A 17351-nucleotide genomic window follows, 5' to 3' on the forward strand; every position below is an offset into this window, starting at 1 on the left:
GCCGGATGTGACGTCCGCATCGATTCACGGATATCCGTGAATCCGGGCGCCTGTTCAGTGTCGGGAGCGAGCATCCCGGCATGACTTCGAACGCACTGACCACGCTCCCGCCGACGCCCACGCCCACGCTGTCGCCGAAGCCGAAGCCGCCCACCGGCGAGATCGTCTCCCAACTGTTGCACGCCCTCGGCGACCCCGATCCGGCCCGCGGGGCCGAGGACATCACCGTCGTCGGGGCCGATCCCCTGGTGCCCTCGGTGCACCGCCTCGCCGATGCCATGTCCGCCGCGATCGGGGTCTTCGGGCGGCAGACGGCCGCGGTCGGCGAACAGCGCGGTCACGGCCACCAGAAGGTGGAGGTGCAGGCCGGCGCCGCGATCGACCAGCTCATGGCGACGTATCACACGACGCTCTCGGGGCGCCCGCTCACTGCCCTCCTCGACGATCCGACGCTGCTCGGCAACAACGACTTCTACCGGGCGCGCGACGGCCGTTGGATCTTCATCATCACCACCTATCCGCATCTGCGCGACGCGGTCTGCTCCGTACTGAGGTGCGGGCTCGACAAGGTCGGAATCGCACAGGCCGTGGCCGGCTGGGACGCCTTCACCCTGGAGGAGGCCGTCTGCGCGCGGGGCGGCGTCGCCTGTGCGGTGCGCAGCCGGGACGAGTGGCTCGCGCACCCCGCGGGGCGGTACGTCGCGCAGCGCCCGGTCGTCGAGATCGAACGCGTCGGTGACGCACCGGCCCGCCCGCTGGCGCCGATCGGCGAGGCCGACGAGGCGCTCGCGGGCGTACGGGTCCTCGACCTCACCCATGTCATCGCAGGCCCCGTCGCAACGCGTCTCCTCGCACAGTTCGGCGCCGACGTGCTGCACCTGACGCGTCCCGACCGCCCCGACCCGATCCCGATGATCGCGATGACCGGTGGCGGCAAGCGCAATGCCTACTGCGACCTGCGCGACGCCCACGACCGGGCGGCCTTCCACGACGCGCTCCAGGACGCGGACGTCTTCGCGCACGCCTACCGGGGCCTTGCCCGGCACGGGGCGTCGACCGAGGAACTCATCCGGCGCCGCCCCGGACTCATCACCCTCGAATACCACGCCTGGGGCGCCGAAGGCCCCTGGGGCGAACGCGGCGGATTCGACCAACTCGCCTGCTCGGCCACCGGATTCGCCGTCGAGGAGTGGACCGACCGTCCCTCGCTGCCGCCGACGTACCTGCTCAACGACTACCTCGCCGCCTACCTCGGTTCCGCCGCCGTCGCGACGGTCCTGCGCCGGCGTGCGACCGAGGGCGGCTCCTGGCGGATTCGCGTGACCTTGGCCGGGGTGTGTCACTGGGTGCAGGAACTCGGTCTCCTTGCACGGGAGGACGTGCGCGACCTGCCCCGGCCCGGGCGCGCGCCGCTCGCCCCGCTGTCGACCACCGGGACCGACTTCGGCCCGCTCACCGAACCGGCGACGCCGTTCGCGTACAGCGGGCGCACGGTCCCCCAGCCCGGCCGGCGTTCCCCGCTCGGGTCCGCCGAGCTCCAGTGGCGCTAGGCCACGTCATGCGTCAGCCACGCCAACGCCCCAGGAGGAACCCGAAGATGTCCGAGAAGCCGAGCGGCCCGTCCGGCCGCGGACTCCTCGCCGGAGTCCGCGTCATCGAACTGGCCAGCGTGATCATGGCTCCGTACGCCGCCCAGCAACTGGGCGACCTCGGCGCGGACGTCATCAAGGTCGAGCCGCCCACGGGCGACATGACGCGCCACTACCCGCCCCGGCGCCACCCCGGCATGGGCGGCGCGGCACTCAACCTGAACCGCAACAAGCGCAGCGTCATCATCGATCTCAAGTCCCCGCACGGCCGCGACGCCCTGCTCGCCCTGCTGCGCACCGCCGACGTCTTCATCACCAACCTGCGCCCGCAGGCTCTGGAGAAGCTCCGCCTCGGCTACGACGACGTCGAGCCCGTCAACCCCGGCTTGATCTACGCCAACGCCCAGGGTTTCCGCAGTGACAGCCGCTACGGCACGCACGCCGCCTACGACGACATCATCCAGGCGGCCAGTGGTCTGGTATGGCTCAACCACAAGGTGTCCGGCCGGCCGTACTTCGTCCCCACCGTCCTCGCCGACAAGATCTGCGGCATGCAGATCGCCCAGTCGGTGCTGGCCGCGCTGCACTACCGGGAGCACGGCGGCACCGGACAGCACATCGAGGTCCCGATGGCCGACACCATGCTCGCCTTCAACCTGGTCGAGCATCTGGGCGCGGCCGCTCTGGAGGCCGACGGGGCGTTCGGCTCGGCCCGTTCGCTCAGCCCGGAGCGCCGGGCCCTGCGCACCGCCGACGGCTGGATGTGCATCCTGCCGCACAGCGACCGCAACTGGCGGGACTTCACCGCCTTCGTCGGCCGTCCCGAACTGGCCGACGACCCGCGCTTCGCCACCGGCCCCGACCGGGCCCGTAACGCGGATGCGTTCTATCCGCTGCTCGCTGAACTGACACTGCGTCACACCAGTGCCGAATGGCAGGAGTTCTGCGAGCGCGTGGGCATCGCCGCCGCCCCGGTGCTCGATCTGGAGTCCGCCGCCACCACCGCCTACGCCCAGGAGGGCGGCCTGCTGTACGAGGCCGACCACCCCACCGAGGGCCGCTACAGGGTGATCGGCCGCCCGGTCCGCTACTCGGCCGACCCGGATCCGGAGCTGCGCCACTGCCCGGGCATCGGCCAGCACACCGACGAGGTGCTCGGCGAAGCCGGCTTCGACCCTTCCTTGCTGCACTCCACACACTGACACGCCGACACGCTGACGGAGCGAATCACCCATGTCTCCCATATCCCCTACGCCCCCTTCGGCTTCGACGCTTTCGCCGATCGCATTCCCCGACGTCGCCCTGCCCGAATCGACCCGCCGGCTCCGCACCGAGGTCCGCGCCTTTCTCGACGAGGAGCGCGCCCGCGGCACCGTGCTCGGCCGCCCCGACTCCTGGCTCGCCGGCTGGGATCCCGGTTTCAGCCGGCGCCTTGCCGAGCGCGGCTGGGTCGGCATGGCCCTGCCCACCGAATACGGCGGAGCGGGCCGCGGCTTCCTGGAGCGCTACGTGGTGATCGAGGAACTGCTCGCCGCCGGTGCCCCGGTCAGCGCCCACTGGGTCTCCGACCGGCAGGCCGGCCCGTCCATCCTCCAGCACGGCACCGAGGAGCAGCGCCGCTTCTTCCTGCCGAGGATCGCCGCCGGGCGGTGCTTCTTCTCCATCGGCATGAGCGAGAAGAGCAGCGGCTCCGACCTCGCCTCGGTCGCCACCCGCGCCGAACGTACCGCTGACGGCTGGCGGTTGACCGGCACCAAGATGTGGACCGGCGGCGCCCACTGCAACGACTACGCCATCGTCCTGGCCCGCACCGACGAGACCGAGGACAAGCACGCCGGCCTCAGCCAGTTCATCGTCGACCTGCGCGCGCCGGGCGTACGGGTCGAGCCGATCAGACTGATGAGCGGCGAGCACCGCTTCAACGCCTTGCACCTCGAAGGCGTCGACGTTCCCGACGGCATGCTGCTCGGACAGCAGGGAGACGGCTGGAAGCAGGTCACCGGGGAACTCGCCTTCGAACGCAGCGGCCCGGAACGCTACTTGTCCACATTCCCCCTGCTGGTCTCCCTCCTCCGCGAACTCGGACAGCACCCCACCACGGCCGGACAGCTCACCCGGATCGGCATCCTGGCGGCCCGCCTGTACAGCATCCGCCGACTGTCCCTCGGCGTGGCCGCGGCCCTGGACGCCGGAGCCTCGCCCGACACCCAGGCCGCCCTGGTCAAGGACCTCGGCACCCGCCTGGAGGGCACGCTGATCGACACCGTCCGCAGCGTCCTGCCGACGCCTGCCGACCCGCACGCCACCCCCGGGAGCCACCCCGAACTGCTGGCCTTCGCCCTGCTGCACAGCCCCGGCTACACGCTGCGCGGCGGCACCAACGAAATCCTTCGCGGCATCATCACTCGTGGTCTGGAGCAGCACCGATGAACACCCACACGATCGACACCAGCGCCCCCGTCATCTCCGCCGACCACTACGACACCACCGCCTTCTACACCGATCCAGACGCCATCGCCACCGTCGCCAACACCACCGCTCCCGACGCCGTGGCCCTCCCGTCCCCGGACGCGTCCACCGCCGAAATCCTGGCCGCCGCCCAGGAAGCAGGACGCCGCGCGGTCCCCGCCCCGTTCGCCGAGACCGCCCTGGTGGCCCGCCCGTTGCTGCGCCGCGTCGGCCTCCCCGTCCCGGACGGCCCGCTCAGCTACGCGATCGCTCCTGACCTGACGGTCCGTTATGCCCACCCGGCAACTTCGAGCGTCGGCTCGGCCGGCTGCTCGGGCGACGACGACACGCTGCTGGTCACCGGCACCCTGCGCCGCGTCCCCTGGGCCCGCGCCGCCACCGCGGTGATCGTCCTCGCCACCGCCCCCTCGGGCCCCGTCCTGTTCACCGTCACCCCCGGCCAGGCCACCCTCACCCCCGGCGGCAACCTCGCCGAGGAACCCCGCGACGACCTGCACCTCGCCGCCCTTGAGATCCCGGCAACGCAGGTCCGCCGGATCGCCCCCGAACTGCTCGACGAGGCCCGGCTCCGCGCGGCCCTGGCCCGCTCCGCCCTGATCGCCGGAGCCGCCGAACGCTGCGTCGATCTGACGGTCGCCCACACCACCGCCCGCACCCAGTTCGGCCGTCCGCTCAGCCACTTCCAGGCCGTCAAGCAGGAAGAGGCACGGCTGATCGAGGAAGCCGCCCTGGTCCGCACCGCCGTCCAGGCCGCCGCCGCCCCGCTGGACACGGACGGCCCGGCCGCACACGTCGCCGTCGCCGCTGCCAAGACCCAGGCATCCGCCTCGGCCGCCGAGATCGCCCGCATCGCCCACCAACTGCACGGCGCCATCGGCATCACCCGGCTCAACCCGCTCCATCTCGCCACCACCCGCCTGTGGTCCTGGCGCGACGAGGACGGCGACGAAACGTACTGGGCCCTCCGCCTGGCCCAGCCCCTCACCGCCACCACGCTCTGGCCCGTCCTCACCTCCACGCCCTGACGCCACGCCCCCACGCCGTCGTCCACAACAGCGACGTGGACCCCGTCCTGCGGTGAGTGCCTCGGCTGGTCGCCCTGCGACCAGCCGAGGCATTGTGCCCTTCCCCGCCCGCTGAGCGCCGTCGACGTCCCACGGGTGGGCGGCCCCCAACATGGCCTGCTCGGGACGAACACCGACTTGTCCGACCGCGTAGCGGTAGGCGCGCGGGGGCGGCTTCCATCGGTCTCACAGGGCGCCGGTCAGGCCGGCCCGTCGAAACCGCGGATCACGCACACCAAGCAACTCCGCGACAGCCTCCAACTCGACGCACCATCCAACGATGGCCAGGGGAAAGCCATGGCGGGACTTATTCAGATCATCTTTTGCTAACCTTCCCTTTAGCGAGACTTGACCGGGCCATTGTTGACGATTCGACATTCCTGTCGGGTTCGGTCGACGTTCACCGGCGCCGAGGCTGCATGTCGGCATCCCCTGAGTGGGAGTTGCCCTGGCCTCCTCGATGATGCTTGTGCACGTCTGACGGTCTCGCGTCCCCAGTGAACGGTTCGGTCATGCCGCCGACGCCGCCTCCTCTTTCGCCTGGTGCGGGAGGGTGCGGCGTCGGCGGTCCGGCCTGGCGAATGCGAGAAGAAGAGATGAGACCGGTCTTCAGGAGACCGACCCGAGTGGCCCTTGCCGGTGTGCTGGCCACGACTGTCGTGGTGGGGGTCGCCGCCCCCGCGGCGCTGGCCGTACCATCGCCCACGCCTCGGCCCGGCCTCGAAGAGGCTGCACAGGCGCATGTAAGCGCGGTCCGCACCGGTACCGCGGCCCCCGCTGACGCGAACAGCATGAAGGCGTTCCCGGCGTGGGCCACCGTCGAGGAGTACGGGCAATTCCTCGACATGCTGCGCACCGAATACGGCAAGTCCTCCAAGGACAGCCACTTCTCCGTCGACTTCCAGCTCGAGGGGGACACCAAGGTCTCCCTGTGGTTCAGGCGCGCGGACCTCTACTTCGAAGGCTGGACAACCGGCAGCACGTACTACTACTTCAAGGACGCGCAGGTGCCGCCCGCCGTCAAGTCGGCCGAGTTGCGTCTCAAAGATCTCGGCTTCGGCGCCGGCTATGACGCCCTGGGTGTCAAGGAAGGGCGCACGCTCGGGCAGACGTCGTTCCAGACGGCGCTCGTCGCCATGGGCAACGCGGAGAAGAAGCTGAAGGAGCCGAAGGGGTTCCCGAAGGAGCAGCTCGGGGATCTCATTCTGCTCGGCCCGGAAATGGCCCGGTTCGACCTGTACGCAAGTGCCGTCAAGAAGAAGTGGGACAACGGGGGTTTGGAGGTCCCGTCGCATCTCATCGAAACCATCAAGAGCTGGGACGATCTCACCAAACTCGCGGCCGGCAAGGACGAGACCGTCATCATCAACAACAAGAAGGTGACTAAGGAGCTGGCCGAGAAGATCCTCGGGAAGGACGGAGCCCGCTGGCGGCCCTCCGGCGGGGAGAGCACCGGCGGCCGCGTCTCGTGCGCAAAGAACTCCGGAAAGCGGTCCAAGCGTTCCGTCGATCCGTGTGCAGAGGCGGTGGCTGCGGGTCAGCTGCTGGAAGAGCGTGTCGAGGAGCGTGCGAAGGAGCTCTGCGACGGCTCAAGCGGGGCCTCGTGCCTGGGAACGGTGGACTGGGAGAAGGTCCGCAAGAACCTCAGGGCGGACGCCGAGGATCTGGTGGAGAAGAAACTCCGCACTGTCGGCGACGTCAAGGACATCACGCTCGGCAAGGACCTCTCTGCAGCCCTGGGCGACGCCTCCGGCTTCTACCTGCCGTACGACAAGACCCGCGAGGCCGTGTCCGGGACCTCCGGTTCGGACAGCGGCCACTCGGGCATCGACGCGGCGAAGCTGGGGGACGCGGCGGGCAAGGCCATGTGGATCAAGGGCGTTGCCGACGCCTTCACGTCCGACAGCAGCGACCTGGAGAAGGCCGCGGCGCTCACCGCGATGATGCCTGCGGTGGGCAACCTCATGCAGCTGTCGTCCGACGCGGTCGAGCAGGACTGGACCCACCTCGGCTTCGACGCGACGTTCGTGCTGCTGGAGGGCATCGAGTTCCTGGGCCTGGAGGCGGCCGGCCCGGCCGGATGGGCCGTGGCGGCAGTCGAGTTCATCGTGGACCAGTTCATCGGCTTCGCGAAGAAGGACGCGGAAAAGGCCGCGATGCTGGACACGATGCAACAGCGCTGGCACGACGGCGTCATGCGTGTCGTCTCGGACACCGGCGACAAGGGCTGGATGGCAAGCGGCGGTGCCCGCACCGTCGTGCAGTCCGCAGTGGCCATGATGCAGACGATCGAGGTCCAGCGCGCCACGGCCAAGGGCCTGGCCCGCGTCATCGACACCGCCGACGCCTCCGGAAGGATCCCGGACGGTACGGACCTGAGCAAGCAGACCTGGGCGGGCGACAAGCAGTTCGCCGCCGCCGACGCCAAGGCCGACGCCCTGTCCACAAGGTCCGTCACCGAGATCCGCAAGGCGGTGGCCCGCAGCCTCACGGAGAAGCTCAACAAACTCTGGGAGGACAAGGGCACGCAGGCGAAGTTCGTGACCCCGTTCGGGGAGAGGTGGGCCGAGCTGAGCTACGACGGTCACATCGACGGCCGTGCCCGCAAGGAAGTGGCCTGCGACTTCACCAGCCCCCAGGTGCACGGGGAATGGTACGACGAACACGCCTGTGCAATCTGGAACTTCACCCCGAAGCCCATCGACGCCGCAGAGGTCGAGAAGGCCCTCAAGGGCATGGGCTGGGTGGACGCCGGGTTCCTGCCCTTCGACACCCCCATCCTGCTGCAGACCACCGGCAGGTATCTCACCGCCGATGTGAACGGCAAGAAGCTGGCGCACACCGACAAGGTCACCGGAGACGGGACGCAGACCTTCACGTATCACCGCAACGGGCAACTGAGCACCGGCGACGGCCAGTGGTGCATGGAGTCCCAGAGCAAGAACATCGGCGAGCCCTACGGCGCTTGGGGCGAGGTCGCTCTGGCCGCATGCCAGAACAAGCCCACCCAACGGTGGCAGCTCGAGCCGGACAACCGGATCACCAACGTCGGCAACGGAACGTTCCTCGCCGTCGAGGCGGAACTGGACCCGGACGAGGACTGTGACGGCTGGGACCACATCTGCACCACCTACCGTCCCAAGGACCGCGTGGTCACCAACGACGTGGACCCGGGGCGCAACGGGCGCCACCGCGACTACGAGACCTGGCAGGCGGTCACGCCACCCCCGGCGCAGCGACGCTGACCGTTGCAACCTCGGCTGGGCTCTTACGGGTTCCGTCAACCCGTAAGAGCCCAGCCGGGGTCCTCGCAGCATCCGTCCTGACGGCGAAACAACTCGTTTGCGTGAGATCCAGGTAATCGTTGGCTGTTGGCGAGAGCTGCAACCTGATCACCCGAACGCAGTAGTGCAACGTGGCTGCCGATGTCCTGGCGGTCCATGTGGAGGACAGCGCAAGCTCATGCGAAGCCCGTCAGTGTCTGTGAACCCTGACGGGATCTTGCAGAACCGGAAAGCCGAGGCCGCTTCTACCCGAGATCGACCCCTGCGCCAGATTTACCAACAGCGTCCCTACACGGGGTGCGGCCGCCTAACGTCGGCCGGCCGACCACTACTTCGCGCGTGCGGCTGTCTCGACCCGGATACCGCCAAGGGGTTCGTGGGTCAGCACTGATCCGCCCCTCCCGTCAGCCGAGGACAACTTCAGAAAACCGGGCTGGTGTGAAGGTTGTCCACCAGATCGGCATCGGTCAACGGCGGGTCCCGCCGCAAGGGGTAGGCGAGTCGACCGTTGGGTATCTGGCGACTCCCCCTCCCCAGCCTCCCTGCGACCGTCGCGACCGGTGACGATCACGCGCACTTCTTCCATCAGATATCGGCAGCCCGTGGCCCCTATCAGCATGCGAGCGATCTCCAGACCCGCGTCGAGCGCACTGAGCCTGGCAGGATCACGCTCGTCATCGAGCACTACGACATGGAACCAGTTTCTTGGTGTTGCTAATCAGCCATCGGATTCCGCCCCGGGACTCCACTTCCAACCCTCAAGGCCGGACTGCAACCACCATCACGCCGATCTCGTGGTCCTGCAGGAAGTCCACGCCCGCCTCCCAAACCCTTCGAGTATTACTGCTTGATGCCGTTGAAATAGCCGAAGAGACCCCACCGGTGACGGATCCGGCGAGGCCTCATGGCTACTTGTTCGGGAACCTGAAGAATCGCATCACCGCTCGGCGCTGGTCTTCGACCGTACCCACTTCAGGGAGCTGGGCAGACGCGAAAATATCCACTAGGTCAGCATCGGTCAACGGTGGATCCCGCCGCACGGCGTAGGCGAGCCGGCCGTTGGACATTGGGCGCCCCGTCCCTGACGGGAAGACCATGGGGCGTGCCCCCTGGCAGCGGAGGAGGAGCCCTTCTCCTTCAAGGCGCAGCGCACGGCCTTGAGGCACTCGAAAAGATCCACATCCGGATGAACGGTAGTCGTCCCATCGGCCCAGACGAGCTTGATGCCCGGTGTGCCAGAGTCCTCAACCTCAAGAACCACGGTCTCCCGGCGACCATCACGACCGGCAGCAATCAGGCGCATTTCTTCCATCACAGCTCCAGTGGACGACAGTTCGGGTTTGGCAGCCGCACACCGTTGATCCAGCCCGAGTCGATACGCTCCGCTCTCACGCCAGTGCCCCGCCTCACTGCAGGCGCTGCACTGGGATTCAAACCGACCGCCCTTATCGATAGCGGCGGAAACTCACTCGACCCACTCGATCTCCCACTGCGAGGACTCTACAAACGATTCGAGCGCCGCTATATCCACCCAGCAGTCACCCCCGTCGGCCGACTCGGACAGGTCACCAACGAGGAAGATGTAATACCCACCTGTAACATCGGAATCGTCATGGGGTTTCACAAAACAACCTTCATAAAACCCCGAAAGGGTACACCCGCACCTCTCCAGTTCAATTCTTGTCATTTGTTACCGCCGAGAGTGAGACGTGATTGTTGGCCAAAGGCTTTCCGACTTCATCAAAGACCTCAAAATGCACGTGCGGCCCATCGGGCCAGTGACCTCCCACGAGTGAATCGGGGTCGACGCGGAACCCGCGACGCTTGTCAGCGCTACGTCGTCTCCCTCAGCCTGCGGGCGATCTCCAGATCCAGGTCGAATGCGCTGAGTCTGACAGGATCACGCTGGTCGTCGAGCACGACGACATGGAACTCCCTGCCGACGATGTCGGATCGGTCACCCGAGGGCCACTCCGGGTCCTTGGTGTTGTCGATCAGCCCTCTGGCTCCGTCCCGGGACTCGACCTCCAACCCCCAAGGCTGAACCGCGACCACCGTCACGTCGGCCTCATGGTCCTGTAGAAATCCCACGCCTGCCCCCAACCCCATCGAGCAATACTGCTTGCAACCGCTGGGAATAGCCGAAGAGGCCCCACCGATGGCGGATCCGGCGGGGCCTCGTGGCTACTTGTTCGAGAACCCGAAGAACCGCATCACCGCTCGGCGCTGATCTTCGACCGTACCCACCTCGGAGAACTGGGCCGACGCGAAGATGTCGACCAGATCTGCATTGGTCAACGGCGGGTCCCGCCGCAAGGTGTAGGCGAGCCGACCGTTGGACATCTGGCGACCCATCCCCGATGGGAAGACCATGGGGCGCGCGCCCTGGCAGCAGAGGAGAAGCCCTTCTTCCTCAAGGGTGCGGCGTACTGCCTTGAGGCACTCGAAGAGATCCACATCCGGATGGACGGTAGTCGTCCCATCGGTCCGGACCAGCTTGACGTCAGGTGTTCCTGAGTCCTCGACCTCGAGAACCACGGCCTCCCGGCGACCGTCATGACCGGCGGCAATCAGGTGCACTTCTTCCATCACAGTCCCAAGGGGCGGTAGTTGGGGTTGGGCAGCCAGGTCCCGTTCCGTAGCCGCACACCGATGATCCGGCTCGGTTCGATGCGCCCTGGAATCGCGATCTCCTCCTCGTCGGCATACACATTCTCCGGCCATGCCTCGTTCACATCTATCCCGAAAATCCCGTCGATCTGGTAAACGTTGCCACCGCGGCCTTTGGCAACGGACTCGTACTTGGTCGTCGCCACGTACCCCGAGTCCTTCGACCACCCGGAAGCATGTTCCATCAGGTCCATGTTGGACCCGCGCGGCTCGAACCCAATCTTGAAGATCTCATCCGGTCCCCGGGTGTCGCTCCGGTACACGACCTTGGGGCGGCACTTCTTGTACTCAGCGGCCGCGGCGCTCGCGAACCCATGGTACGCATGGGCGGCCGGCTGACCGCCCGCGGCGAGGCCATGCTTAGGCTTCTTGGGACGCTTCGGCGGGTCGGAATCCACCAAGCAGGCGGGAATCTTCTTCCGGATCTTCTCAAGGGCCTCCTCGAACTTCTTGATCTTCTTGCGCGCCCCAGCGACCTTGTCGAGGAACTTGTTGATGCCCCAGACGGCCTTCGAGATCTTCGGGAGCTTTCCGACGATCTTGAGTGCCTTCGCCGGTCCGGCGTTCTGGACAACTGCCCAGATACAGATGGGGATGTCCCCGGTGTCGATGCACTCCTTGATGTCCTCGGCGAAGAGTTCGATGAGGATCTCGGCGCCGTTTTCCTTGAGGTAGTCGAAGAGGCTCTTCTCGGCGAGCTCTTTGAGATCCTTGTACTCCTCAGGAGTGAGCCCGGATTCCTTGAGAGCGTCGTCCAGGTCTGCCCCCTCGCCGGGTTCTCCCTTCGGTTCTTCCTTCGGCTTGGCGGCTTCCGTGCGGTCCTTGCCTGCCTGTTCGCTCTCGTACTTCTCGGCCTTCTTGGCCGCCTCGTCGGCCTCCTTGGCATACTCGTCGGCCTTCTTGGCAGCGGCTTCCGCCGACTTGGCGTGTTCCTCGGCGGAGTCGGCGAGTTTGCCGGCGTCCTCGGCGTCCTGGGCCGCCTGCTTGGCCGCGCCCTGGGCGGTCGTGGCCTCCTTCTCTGCCAAAGCGGCGAGGCTGTTGGCGGCCGCGGCCTGGTTGTCGGCCTCGGTGGAGGCGGCGCGGGCGCGTACGGCTTCGGATTCGGCTTGGTTGGCTGCGTCGCGTGCCGCCGACGCATCTACGTAGGCCTCATTGGCGGCGTTGCGGGCGTCGTTGGCGTCGGCCTGGGCCTGGGCGTCCGCCTCGTTGGCGCGGGCTGCGGCCGCGCGGGCCTGAGCGGCCTCCTCTGCTGCCTGGGCAGCGGACTTCAGGGCGGCCGCCGTCGAGCGTGCCGCGTCCGCGGAGGAACGGGCCGCGTCGGCAGCGGCCTTGAAGGCGGGAGCCACCTGGGCGTTGGCCCGTGCCGCGGCGGCCTCTGCGGCGTCGGCGGCCTTGACCGCTTCGGCGGCCTTGGCCTCCGCCGATGTGACCTGGTCCGCACCCAGCTCCTTCGCGGCCTTGGCCACAGCGGCGGCGAAGTCGGCGTCGATGTCGGATCCGCTGAAGGGAGCGGTCAGTTCGATGGCTGTGTTGGCAGGGTCGGCGATACCCGCCGCGGCGGTCCTGGCCGCCGCGGATGCCTGTACCGCGACCGTGCCCTGGATCTGCGCCATGGCGGACTCGCGGGACGCCCCGTCGGCCTCGTCCCTGGTGCGGTTGGCCGCCTGCAAGGCGCCCTTTGCCTCGGTCGCGGCCAATCCGGCCAGGCGCGCGGCTTCGTGCGCGGCCATACCTGCACGGGCCTCCTGAGCAGTCGCCTCCGCGGCTTTGCTGTTGGCCTGCTGGGCCGCGGCGTGGGTGGCGGCGGCCTCGGCCTCGGCTTTCTTCGCTGCTTGGTTGGCGGCGGCGGCCTCGGCCTCGGCCTGGTTCGCTGCGGCGTTGGCGCGCGCGGCGTGTGCGGAGGCCTCTGCAGCCGCGGCGCGCGCTCGGGAGGCTGCCCCCTCGGCCTCGATGGCCGCGGAACGGGACCTCATGGCAGCGCCGCTCGTCTCGTCGGCAGCTGTACGGGCCCGTCCCGCGGCTTCACCCGCCGCGCCGGCTTCCGCCCGTGCCTCGTCCGCTGCCCGGCGGGCATCCTCGGCCGCTTCGGTGCCCTTGGCCGAAGCGGCTATCGCCTCCAGGGCCCGGGCCCTGGCTTCCTGCGCCTTGTGCTCCCGCTCGGCGTCAGACGCCTTGTTCCGCGCCTCGCGTGCCTTGGACTCCTCCGCGCGGGCCTGCTCATCCGCCGTGGCCGCCTTGCCTTCCTGCGCGGCTGCCCGCTCCCGCGCCGCTGCCGCGTCGGCCGAGGCTGCCTGCGCCTCCGCACGCTTGGCCGCCGCCATACGGGCCTCGGCCTCCGCACGGGCGCGCGCCTGCGCGGCGTTGTCGCGCTCGCGTTCCGCCCGCGCCCGCGCCTCGGCGGCCAGGGCACGCTCGCGCTCGGCAATCGCCCGCTGCTCAGCGGCAATCCTGGCCTGGCGCTGGGCCTCCACTCGGGCGTCGCGTGTCTTCTTCGCGTGGTCCCACGCTGCCTGCTCGGCCTTCTGAGCGTCGATCCGCGCCTGCTTCGCCTTGACGGCCGCATCAGCGGCGATCCTGGCCTGCCGACCGGCGGCATCCGCCAGCTCAGCCGCGGCCCTGGCGTGCTGCTCGGCGTTGGCGCGCCACTGCTTGGCCTGCTCCTCGTGCAACTCGGCCTGATTCTTGGCTTCGAGGCCCGCCGCATCGGCCACTGTGGCATCCACCGCGTGCTGGGCGGTCTCAGTGGCCTTGACCGCGGCCCGGGCCGCGGAGCCCATGCCCTCGGCGATCTCGGCCCACTGCGCACCGTGGGTCAGTCCCGTGTCCACCAGGACTTCGGCCTGCACCTTGGCCCGGCCTGCGGCGACCTCGGCCTGCTTGGCCGCCTCTTCGGCGTTCTTGACCTGGCGGGCGACTTCGGCCTTGACCTGGTCGTACTCCGACAGCCGCTTGCCGGCCCGGTCCGCGGCGAGCATCCGGTCGGCCTGGCGTGATGCCGCAGCCGCCGAACTCATCGCGTTTGATGCGTTCTTGAGAGCCCTGACCGCGTCTCCATGGGCCGCGATCAGCTTGGTGCGGGCCTCGGCTGCACGAGCGGCGTTCTCCGCCAGCTTCCGCAGCTTCTCCGCGGCCTCCTGGGCCTCCTTCTGGGCCTTGTCCTGAGCTGCCCGCGCATCGGCGTCCTTCTGCGCAGCAGCCAGGTAGCCCTTCTCCAGGAACTCCGCGATCACCTTGTCGTCGTTCGACGCCAGCGCGGCCTGGGCAGCCTTCTTGACCTCCGGTCCCCCGGAGGCGGCGAGCATCTCGACGCGCTTGCGGTTCTCCGCCGACCTCTTCTTGTCGTTCTCCTCAGTGGACTTGTCACGTCCCCGGGCGATATCGGCACCGAAGGCCAGGAAGTCGGCGCGGTCCCTGGCATCCCCCTTCAGGACACGCTCGACCTCACTCTGGAAGCACGTTCCACCGGTGCCCCGCATCGCCTCGATCCTCCGACGGTTGTCGGCGTCGACGGCTTCCTTCTTCTCCTTGGCGCGCTGGCGGGCCTCGGCCTCGCCGTGATCCAGGAACTCCCGGAGAGCGTTCGGGTCGGTGCTCTCCAGCGCCTTCTTGGCGGCCTCCTTGACCTCGTCTTCCTCGTCTAACTCCGCGAAGACCTCGACCAATTGTCGGTCGCGCTCGTCGCTGATCCTGTCCAGCTCGGAACGCGGCGGAGCCGCCGGCGCCTCGGCCGTCTTCAGCAGAGCGGAGAGGGGCCTGGCGGCCGCAGCCGTCCTGGCCGGCGGCTGTGCGACAGCGGCCTGCTCCGTCAGGCCGCCCAGCAGTGCCACGGTCACCGTCATGGTCACGGCCTTTGCCGCCGCCGTGGGCGCACCGGTGCGTCTTCTTCCGGCCTTGGGCCGAAATCTACCTATCAAGGGGAACTCCCTGGTGAAAGAAAAAGAAATCCCCCGCCCTTCACATGCGGGCAGGGGATGTCAGATGAAGCGAGAAACCTCGGAATCGTAAGGGAATTCAGCCCTTCACGCGGTTCTCGCTGTCCTGAGCCCGGTCGAACATGTCCTTCCAGAACGTGGCTGTATCGGCCGCGTCCGCCTGTTCCTTGGCCCAGGAATCCTGATTGGTCTCGACCGACCCTGCGATGTGCTTCCAGAGTCCGTCCGCGTCCTCCTTGGCGGCCTTGGCGATCTTCGCCCAGTTCTCCGCCTGCGCCGCGGCCGCTTCCTGCTCGGCCAGCCATGCCCTGCGGGCGGCGTCGGCGTGGCCGGCCACCGACTTCCATGCCTCTTCGGCCTCGGCCCGGGCCTTTGCCGCGTCGGTCGAACCCTTCAGCGCCTCTTCGGCGGCCACGGCCTTCCCGATCAGCAACGCCAGGGTGCGGTGACGCACTGCCTCCGCTTCGGCGGCCTGCAGCCGGTGTGCTTCCAGGTCCAAGGACGCGCCCGCGGCCCAGCCATAGCCGAAAAACTCCTCAACGTCCGCGTCGGTGGCCGCGGGCCGCAGAGCCCACTGCGCCGCAACCCGCACCTGCTCGCCCGGGTCGTGCTCAGCGATCTTCCGTACGAAGCCACGGTCTTTCGCGACGACTTCCTGCCGGTACTGCGCGCCCGCCTCCCTGGCCGCCCGGTCGCGCTTTTGCGCCTCGGCGTAGCCGGACTTGACGAACGCCGCCCGGTCCGCGTCCGAACCCATCAAGGCGCGTTCCGCCGCGGCGTGCACCGCTGGAGAGAACTCCGCGGGGTGCGTACCCGCCACCCGCTCGCAGAACGCGCGGTTGAGGTTCTTCGCCTCCTTCATACGTCGCATGGCAGCATCGAAACCGCCACCGGGAGCCAGCCACTCCGCGATCGCCTCGTCGCCGCGGGAACTGCGCAGGGCCAGCCACGCCGATGAGCGGATCTCGGACGGGAGGTTCGACATCGCCATCTTCAGGACACGGTCCCGCGCTGCTTGGGCCGCCGCGGTTCTGATGGGCGGGGGCTGGTCGATCGCGGCGACCACGGCCGGTGTGTCGGCCCGGGCCGGTGCAGCCGCGACGGCGGTCCACGCGCCAGCCAGCATTCCGGCCGTCAGGAACGGGGCAAGCCACCGCTGTCCGCGCGACGCTGGTTTCCCTGCGGTCATTTGACCGTCCTGATCTGCCAGAGCTGACCCCTGGTCTGGTCGCAGGCGTACGACCGTACTCGCAGGCCGTTCAACCGTGCGCCGTCCCCGCCGTTGTCAACGTGCAGGCAGCGGTTGTAGGTGTGCGTGACCCGGAACTCGTAGAGCTTCTTGACGGGATCGACGAGGGGGAGCTGCCAACGCATCTGCATGCCCCCACTGCACGTCCAGATCTGCACATCCGCGCCCTCCTGGGTGCCGCTGTTCTCGACTTCGAGGCACTTGTCGCTGCGTACGGACCGGAGCTCGAAGGATGAGTTGTCGACGGGGATCACACGCCATTGCTGCGAGTCGGAACCGTCGCAGGCCCACTGGATGGCCTTGGCCTCGTTCAGGACGTTGGTGGTCGAGTCTCCGACGAGGTCCAGACACATGTCAGTGTCCGGCAACCGGAGGTTGACAACCGTCCCGGCGGGCGTGGGGTCGGCAGCGCCCGGCACAGCGTGTGCAGTGGTTGTACCGGCAGCCGCTGCAGCGGCACCGGCGCAGACAGCCAGTGCGGAGCGAAAGATTTTAGCCATCGTGAAATCCGTTTCTGGTAGGCGGTGGGGGTCAGGAGGCAGTCGGCTCCAGCCGCCAGCGCGTGTTATTGGCTCCGTTGCAGATATGGATCACCGGCCTCACGCCGTCGTCCTGGCTGGAGTTCGGGATGATCATGCAGAGATGCTCCGAGGGCCGCAGCGGCCGCAGCTCGTACAGGTCCTTGGCGACCTCGACGAGCATCACTCGCCAGTACTGTCTGGTGGCGTCGGAGCACCACAGCTGTTTGACGTCCCCGTTGTCGTCTACGCCAAGGCAACGCCCACTGTGCTTGGCCTGTATGGAGATCCATCCCTGGCCGCTGGAGCGCAGCTGGAAGACCTGGTTGTCCATGCCTTCGGCACAGGACTGCTGCACGACGTACGCTCCGTCGCCGATGCGGCCGTCCTCAATGGTGAGGCACTTGCCGCTGTGCTCTGCCCTCAGACGCACCGATGCGTAGGCGTCGGTGGGCTGGTCCGCGTGCGCGGTGGTCGCGCTGCTGGCCAGCGCGGCGATACTGAGGCCGACAGCCAGGCCGGCCCGGATGATCCGGGACATGGTGGGATCCGTTCTTCTCAATGGGGGTTCGCAGG

General features: G+C 68.3%; 11 protein-coding genes. 5 read left to right on the forward strand and 6 right to left on the reverse strand.

The annotated features are described in order from the left end of the window. Window positions 1-80: 80 nt before the first annotated feature. The 5 genes from HG542_RS14680 to HG542_RS14700 all read left to right on the forward strand — a co-directional run bounded on the left by HG542_RS14680 (window position 81) and on the right by HG542_RS14700 (window position 8367). Window positions 81-1550: a CoA transferase gene (locus tag HG542_RS14680; RefSeq protein WP_229922735.1), complete on the forward strand. Its 1470-nt coding sequence runs from the start codon at window positions 81-83 to the stop codon at window positions 1548-1550. A gap of 47 nt (window positions 1551-1597) precedes the next feature. Beyond that, window positions 1598-2791, forward strand: a complete 1194-nt coding sequence (locus HG542_RS14685; protein WP_171081466.1) for a CaiB/BaiF CoA transferase family protein — start codon at window positions 1598-1600, stop codon at window positions 2789-2791. 31 nt (window positions 2792-2822) lie between these two features. Further along, window positions 2823-4019: an acyl-CoA dehydrogenase family protein gene (locus HG542_RS14690; RefSeq protein ID WP_171081467.1), complete on the forward strand. Its 1197-nt coding sequence runs from the start codon at window positions 2823-2825 to the stop codon at window positions 4017-4019. Further along, entirely contained in the window at window positions 4016-5083 is a 1068-nt protein-coding gene (locus HG542_RS14695; protein WP_171081468.1) for an acyl-CoA dehydrogenase family protein, read from the forward strand. The genes HG542_RS14690 and HG542_RS14695 overlap by 4 nt, the downstream gene beginning before the upstream one ends. A gap of 665 nt (window positions 5084-5748) precedes the next feature. Continuing rightward, window positions 5749-8367: a ribosome-inactivating family protein gene (locus HG542_RS14700; RefSeq protein WP_171081470.1), complete on the forward strand. Its 2619-nt coding sequence runs from the start codon at window positions 5749-5751 to the stop codon at window positions 8365-8367. Between the two features lie 1872 nt (window positions 8368-10239). On the opposite strand, the gene HG542_RS14705 is transcribed toward HG542_RS14700, so the two are convergent. The 6 genes from HG542_RS14705 to HG542_RS14730 form a co-directional block, all read right to left on the reverse strand. After that, a complete protein-coding gene (locus HG542_RS14705) occupies window positions 10240-10437 on the reverse strand; it encodes a hypothetical protein (protein ID WP_229922736.1) in 198 nt (65 codons plus the stop codon). 153 nt (window positions 10438-10590) lie between these two features. Continuing rightward, the gene (locus HG542_RS14710; RefSeq protein WP_171081474.1) at window positions 10591-10998 is read right to left on the reverse strand and encodes a hypothetical protein; all 408 of its coding nucleotides are present in this window, start codon (window positions 10996-10998) and stop codon (window positions 10591-10593) included. After that, window positions 10995-14915 carry a scabin-related ADP-ribosyltransferase gene (locus HG542_RS14715; protein ID WP_171081476.1) on the reverse strand — a complete coding sequence of 1307 codons (3921 nt, stop codon included), beginning with the start codon at window positions 14913-14915 and terminating at the stop codon, window positions 10995-10997. The genes HG542_RS14710 and HG542_RS14715 overlap by 4 nt, the downstream gene beginning before the upstream one ends. 172 nt (window positions 14916-15087) lie before the next feature. Then, on the reverse strand, window positions 15088-16197 hold the full coding sequence (locus tag HG542_RS14720) for a hypothetical protein (protein ID WP_171081478.1): 1110 nt from the start codon (window positions 16195-16197) through the stop codon (window positions 15088-15090). Further along, window positions 16194-16757, reverse strand: a complete 564-nt coding sequence (locus HG542_RS14725; RefSeq protein ID WP_255315931.1) for an RICIN domain-containing protein — start codon at window positions 16755-16757, stop codon at window positions 16194-16196. Before HG542_RS14725 ends, HG542_RS14720 begins: the two co-directional genes overlap by 4 nt. 31 nt (window positions 16758-16788) lie before the next feature. Further along, window positions 16789-17316, reverse strand: a complete 528-nt coding sequence (locus HG542_RS14730) for an RICIN domain-containing protein (protein ID WP_171081481.1) — start codon at window positions 17314-17316, stop codon at window positions 16789-16791. Window positions 17317-17351 lie beyond the last annotated feature (35 nt).

Source organism: Streptomyces morookaense (assembly GCF_013030945.1).
GTDB classification, from domain to species: Bacteria; Actinomycetota; Actinomycetes; order Streptomycetales; family Streptomycetaceae; genus Streptomyces; species Streptomyces morookaensis.

What these genes read in the sequence shown, in the direction of transcription:
- HG542_RS14680 (WP_229922735.1), top strand. Translation starts at nt 81, where the DNA reads ATGACTTCGAACGCACTGACCACGCTCCCGCCGACGCCCACGCCCACG.
- HG542_RS14685 (WP_171081466.1), top strand. Translation starts at nt 1,598, where the DNA reads ATGTCCGAGAAGCCGAGCGGCCCGTCCGGCCGCGGACTCCTCGCCGGA.
- HG542_RS14690 (WP_171081467.1), top strand. Translation starts at nt 2,823, where the DNA reads ATGTCTCCCATATCCCCTACGCCCCCTTCGGCTTCGACGCTTTCGCCG.
- HG542_RS14695 (WP_171081468.1), top strand. Translation starts at nt 4,016, where the DNA reads ATGAACACCCACACGATCGACACCAGCGCCCCCGTCATCTCCGCCGAC.
- HG542_RS14715 (WP_171081476.1), bottom strand. Translation starts at nt 14,915, where the DNA reads ATGACGGTGACCGTGGCACTGCTGGGCGGCCTGACGGAGCAGGCCGCT.
- HG542_RS14720 (WP_171081478.1), bottom strand. Translation starts at nt 16,197, where the DNA reads ATGACCGCAGGGAAACCAGCGTCGCGCGGACAGCGGTGGCTTGCCCCG.
- HG542_RS14725 (WP_255315931.1), bottom strand. Translation starts at nt 16,757, where the DNA reads ATGGCTAAAATCTTTCGCTCCGCACTGGCTGTCTGCGCCGGTGCCGCT.
- HG542_RS14730 (WP_171081481.1), bottom strand. Translation starts at nt 17,316, where the DNA reads ATGTCCCGGATCATCCGGGCCGGCCTGGCTGTCGGCCTCAGTATCGCC.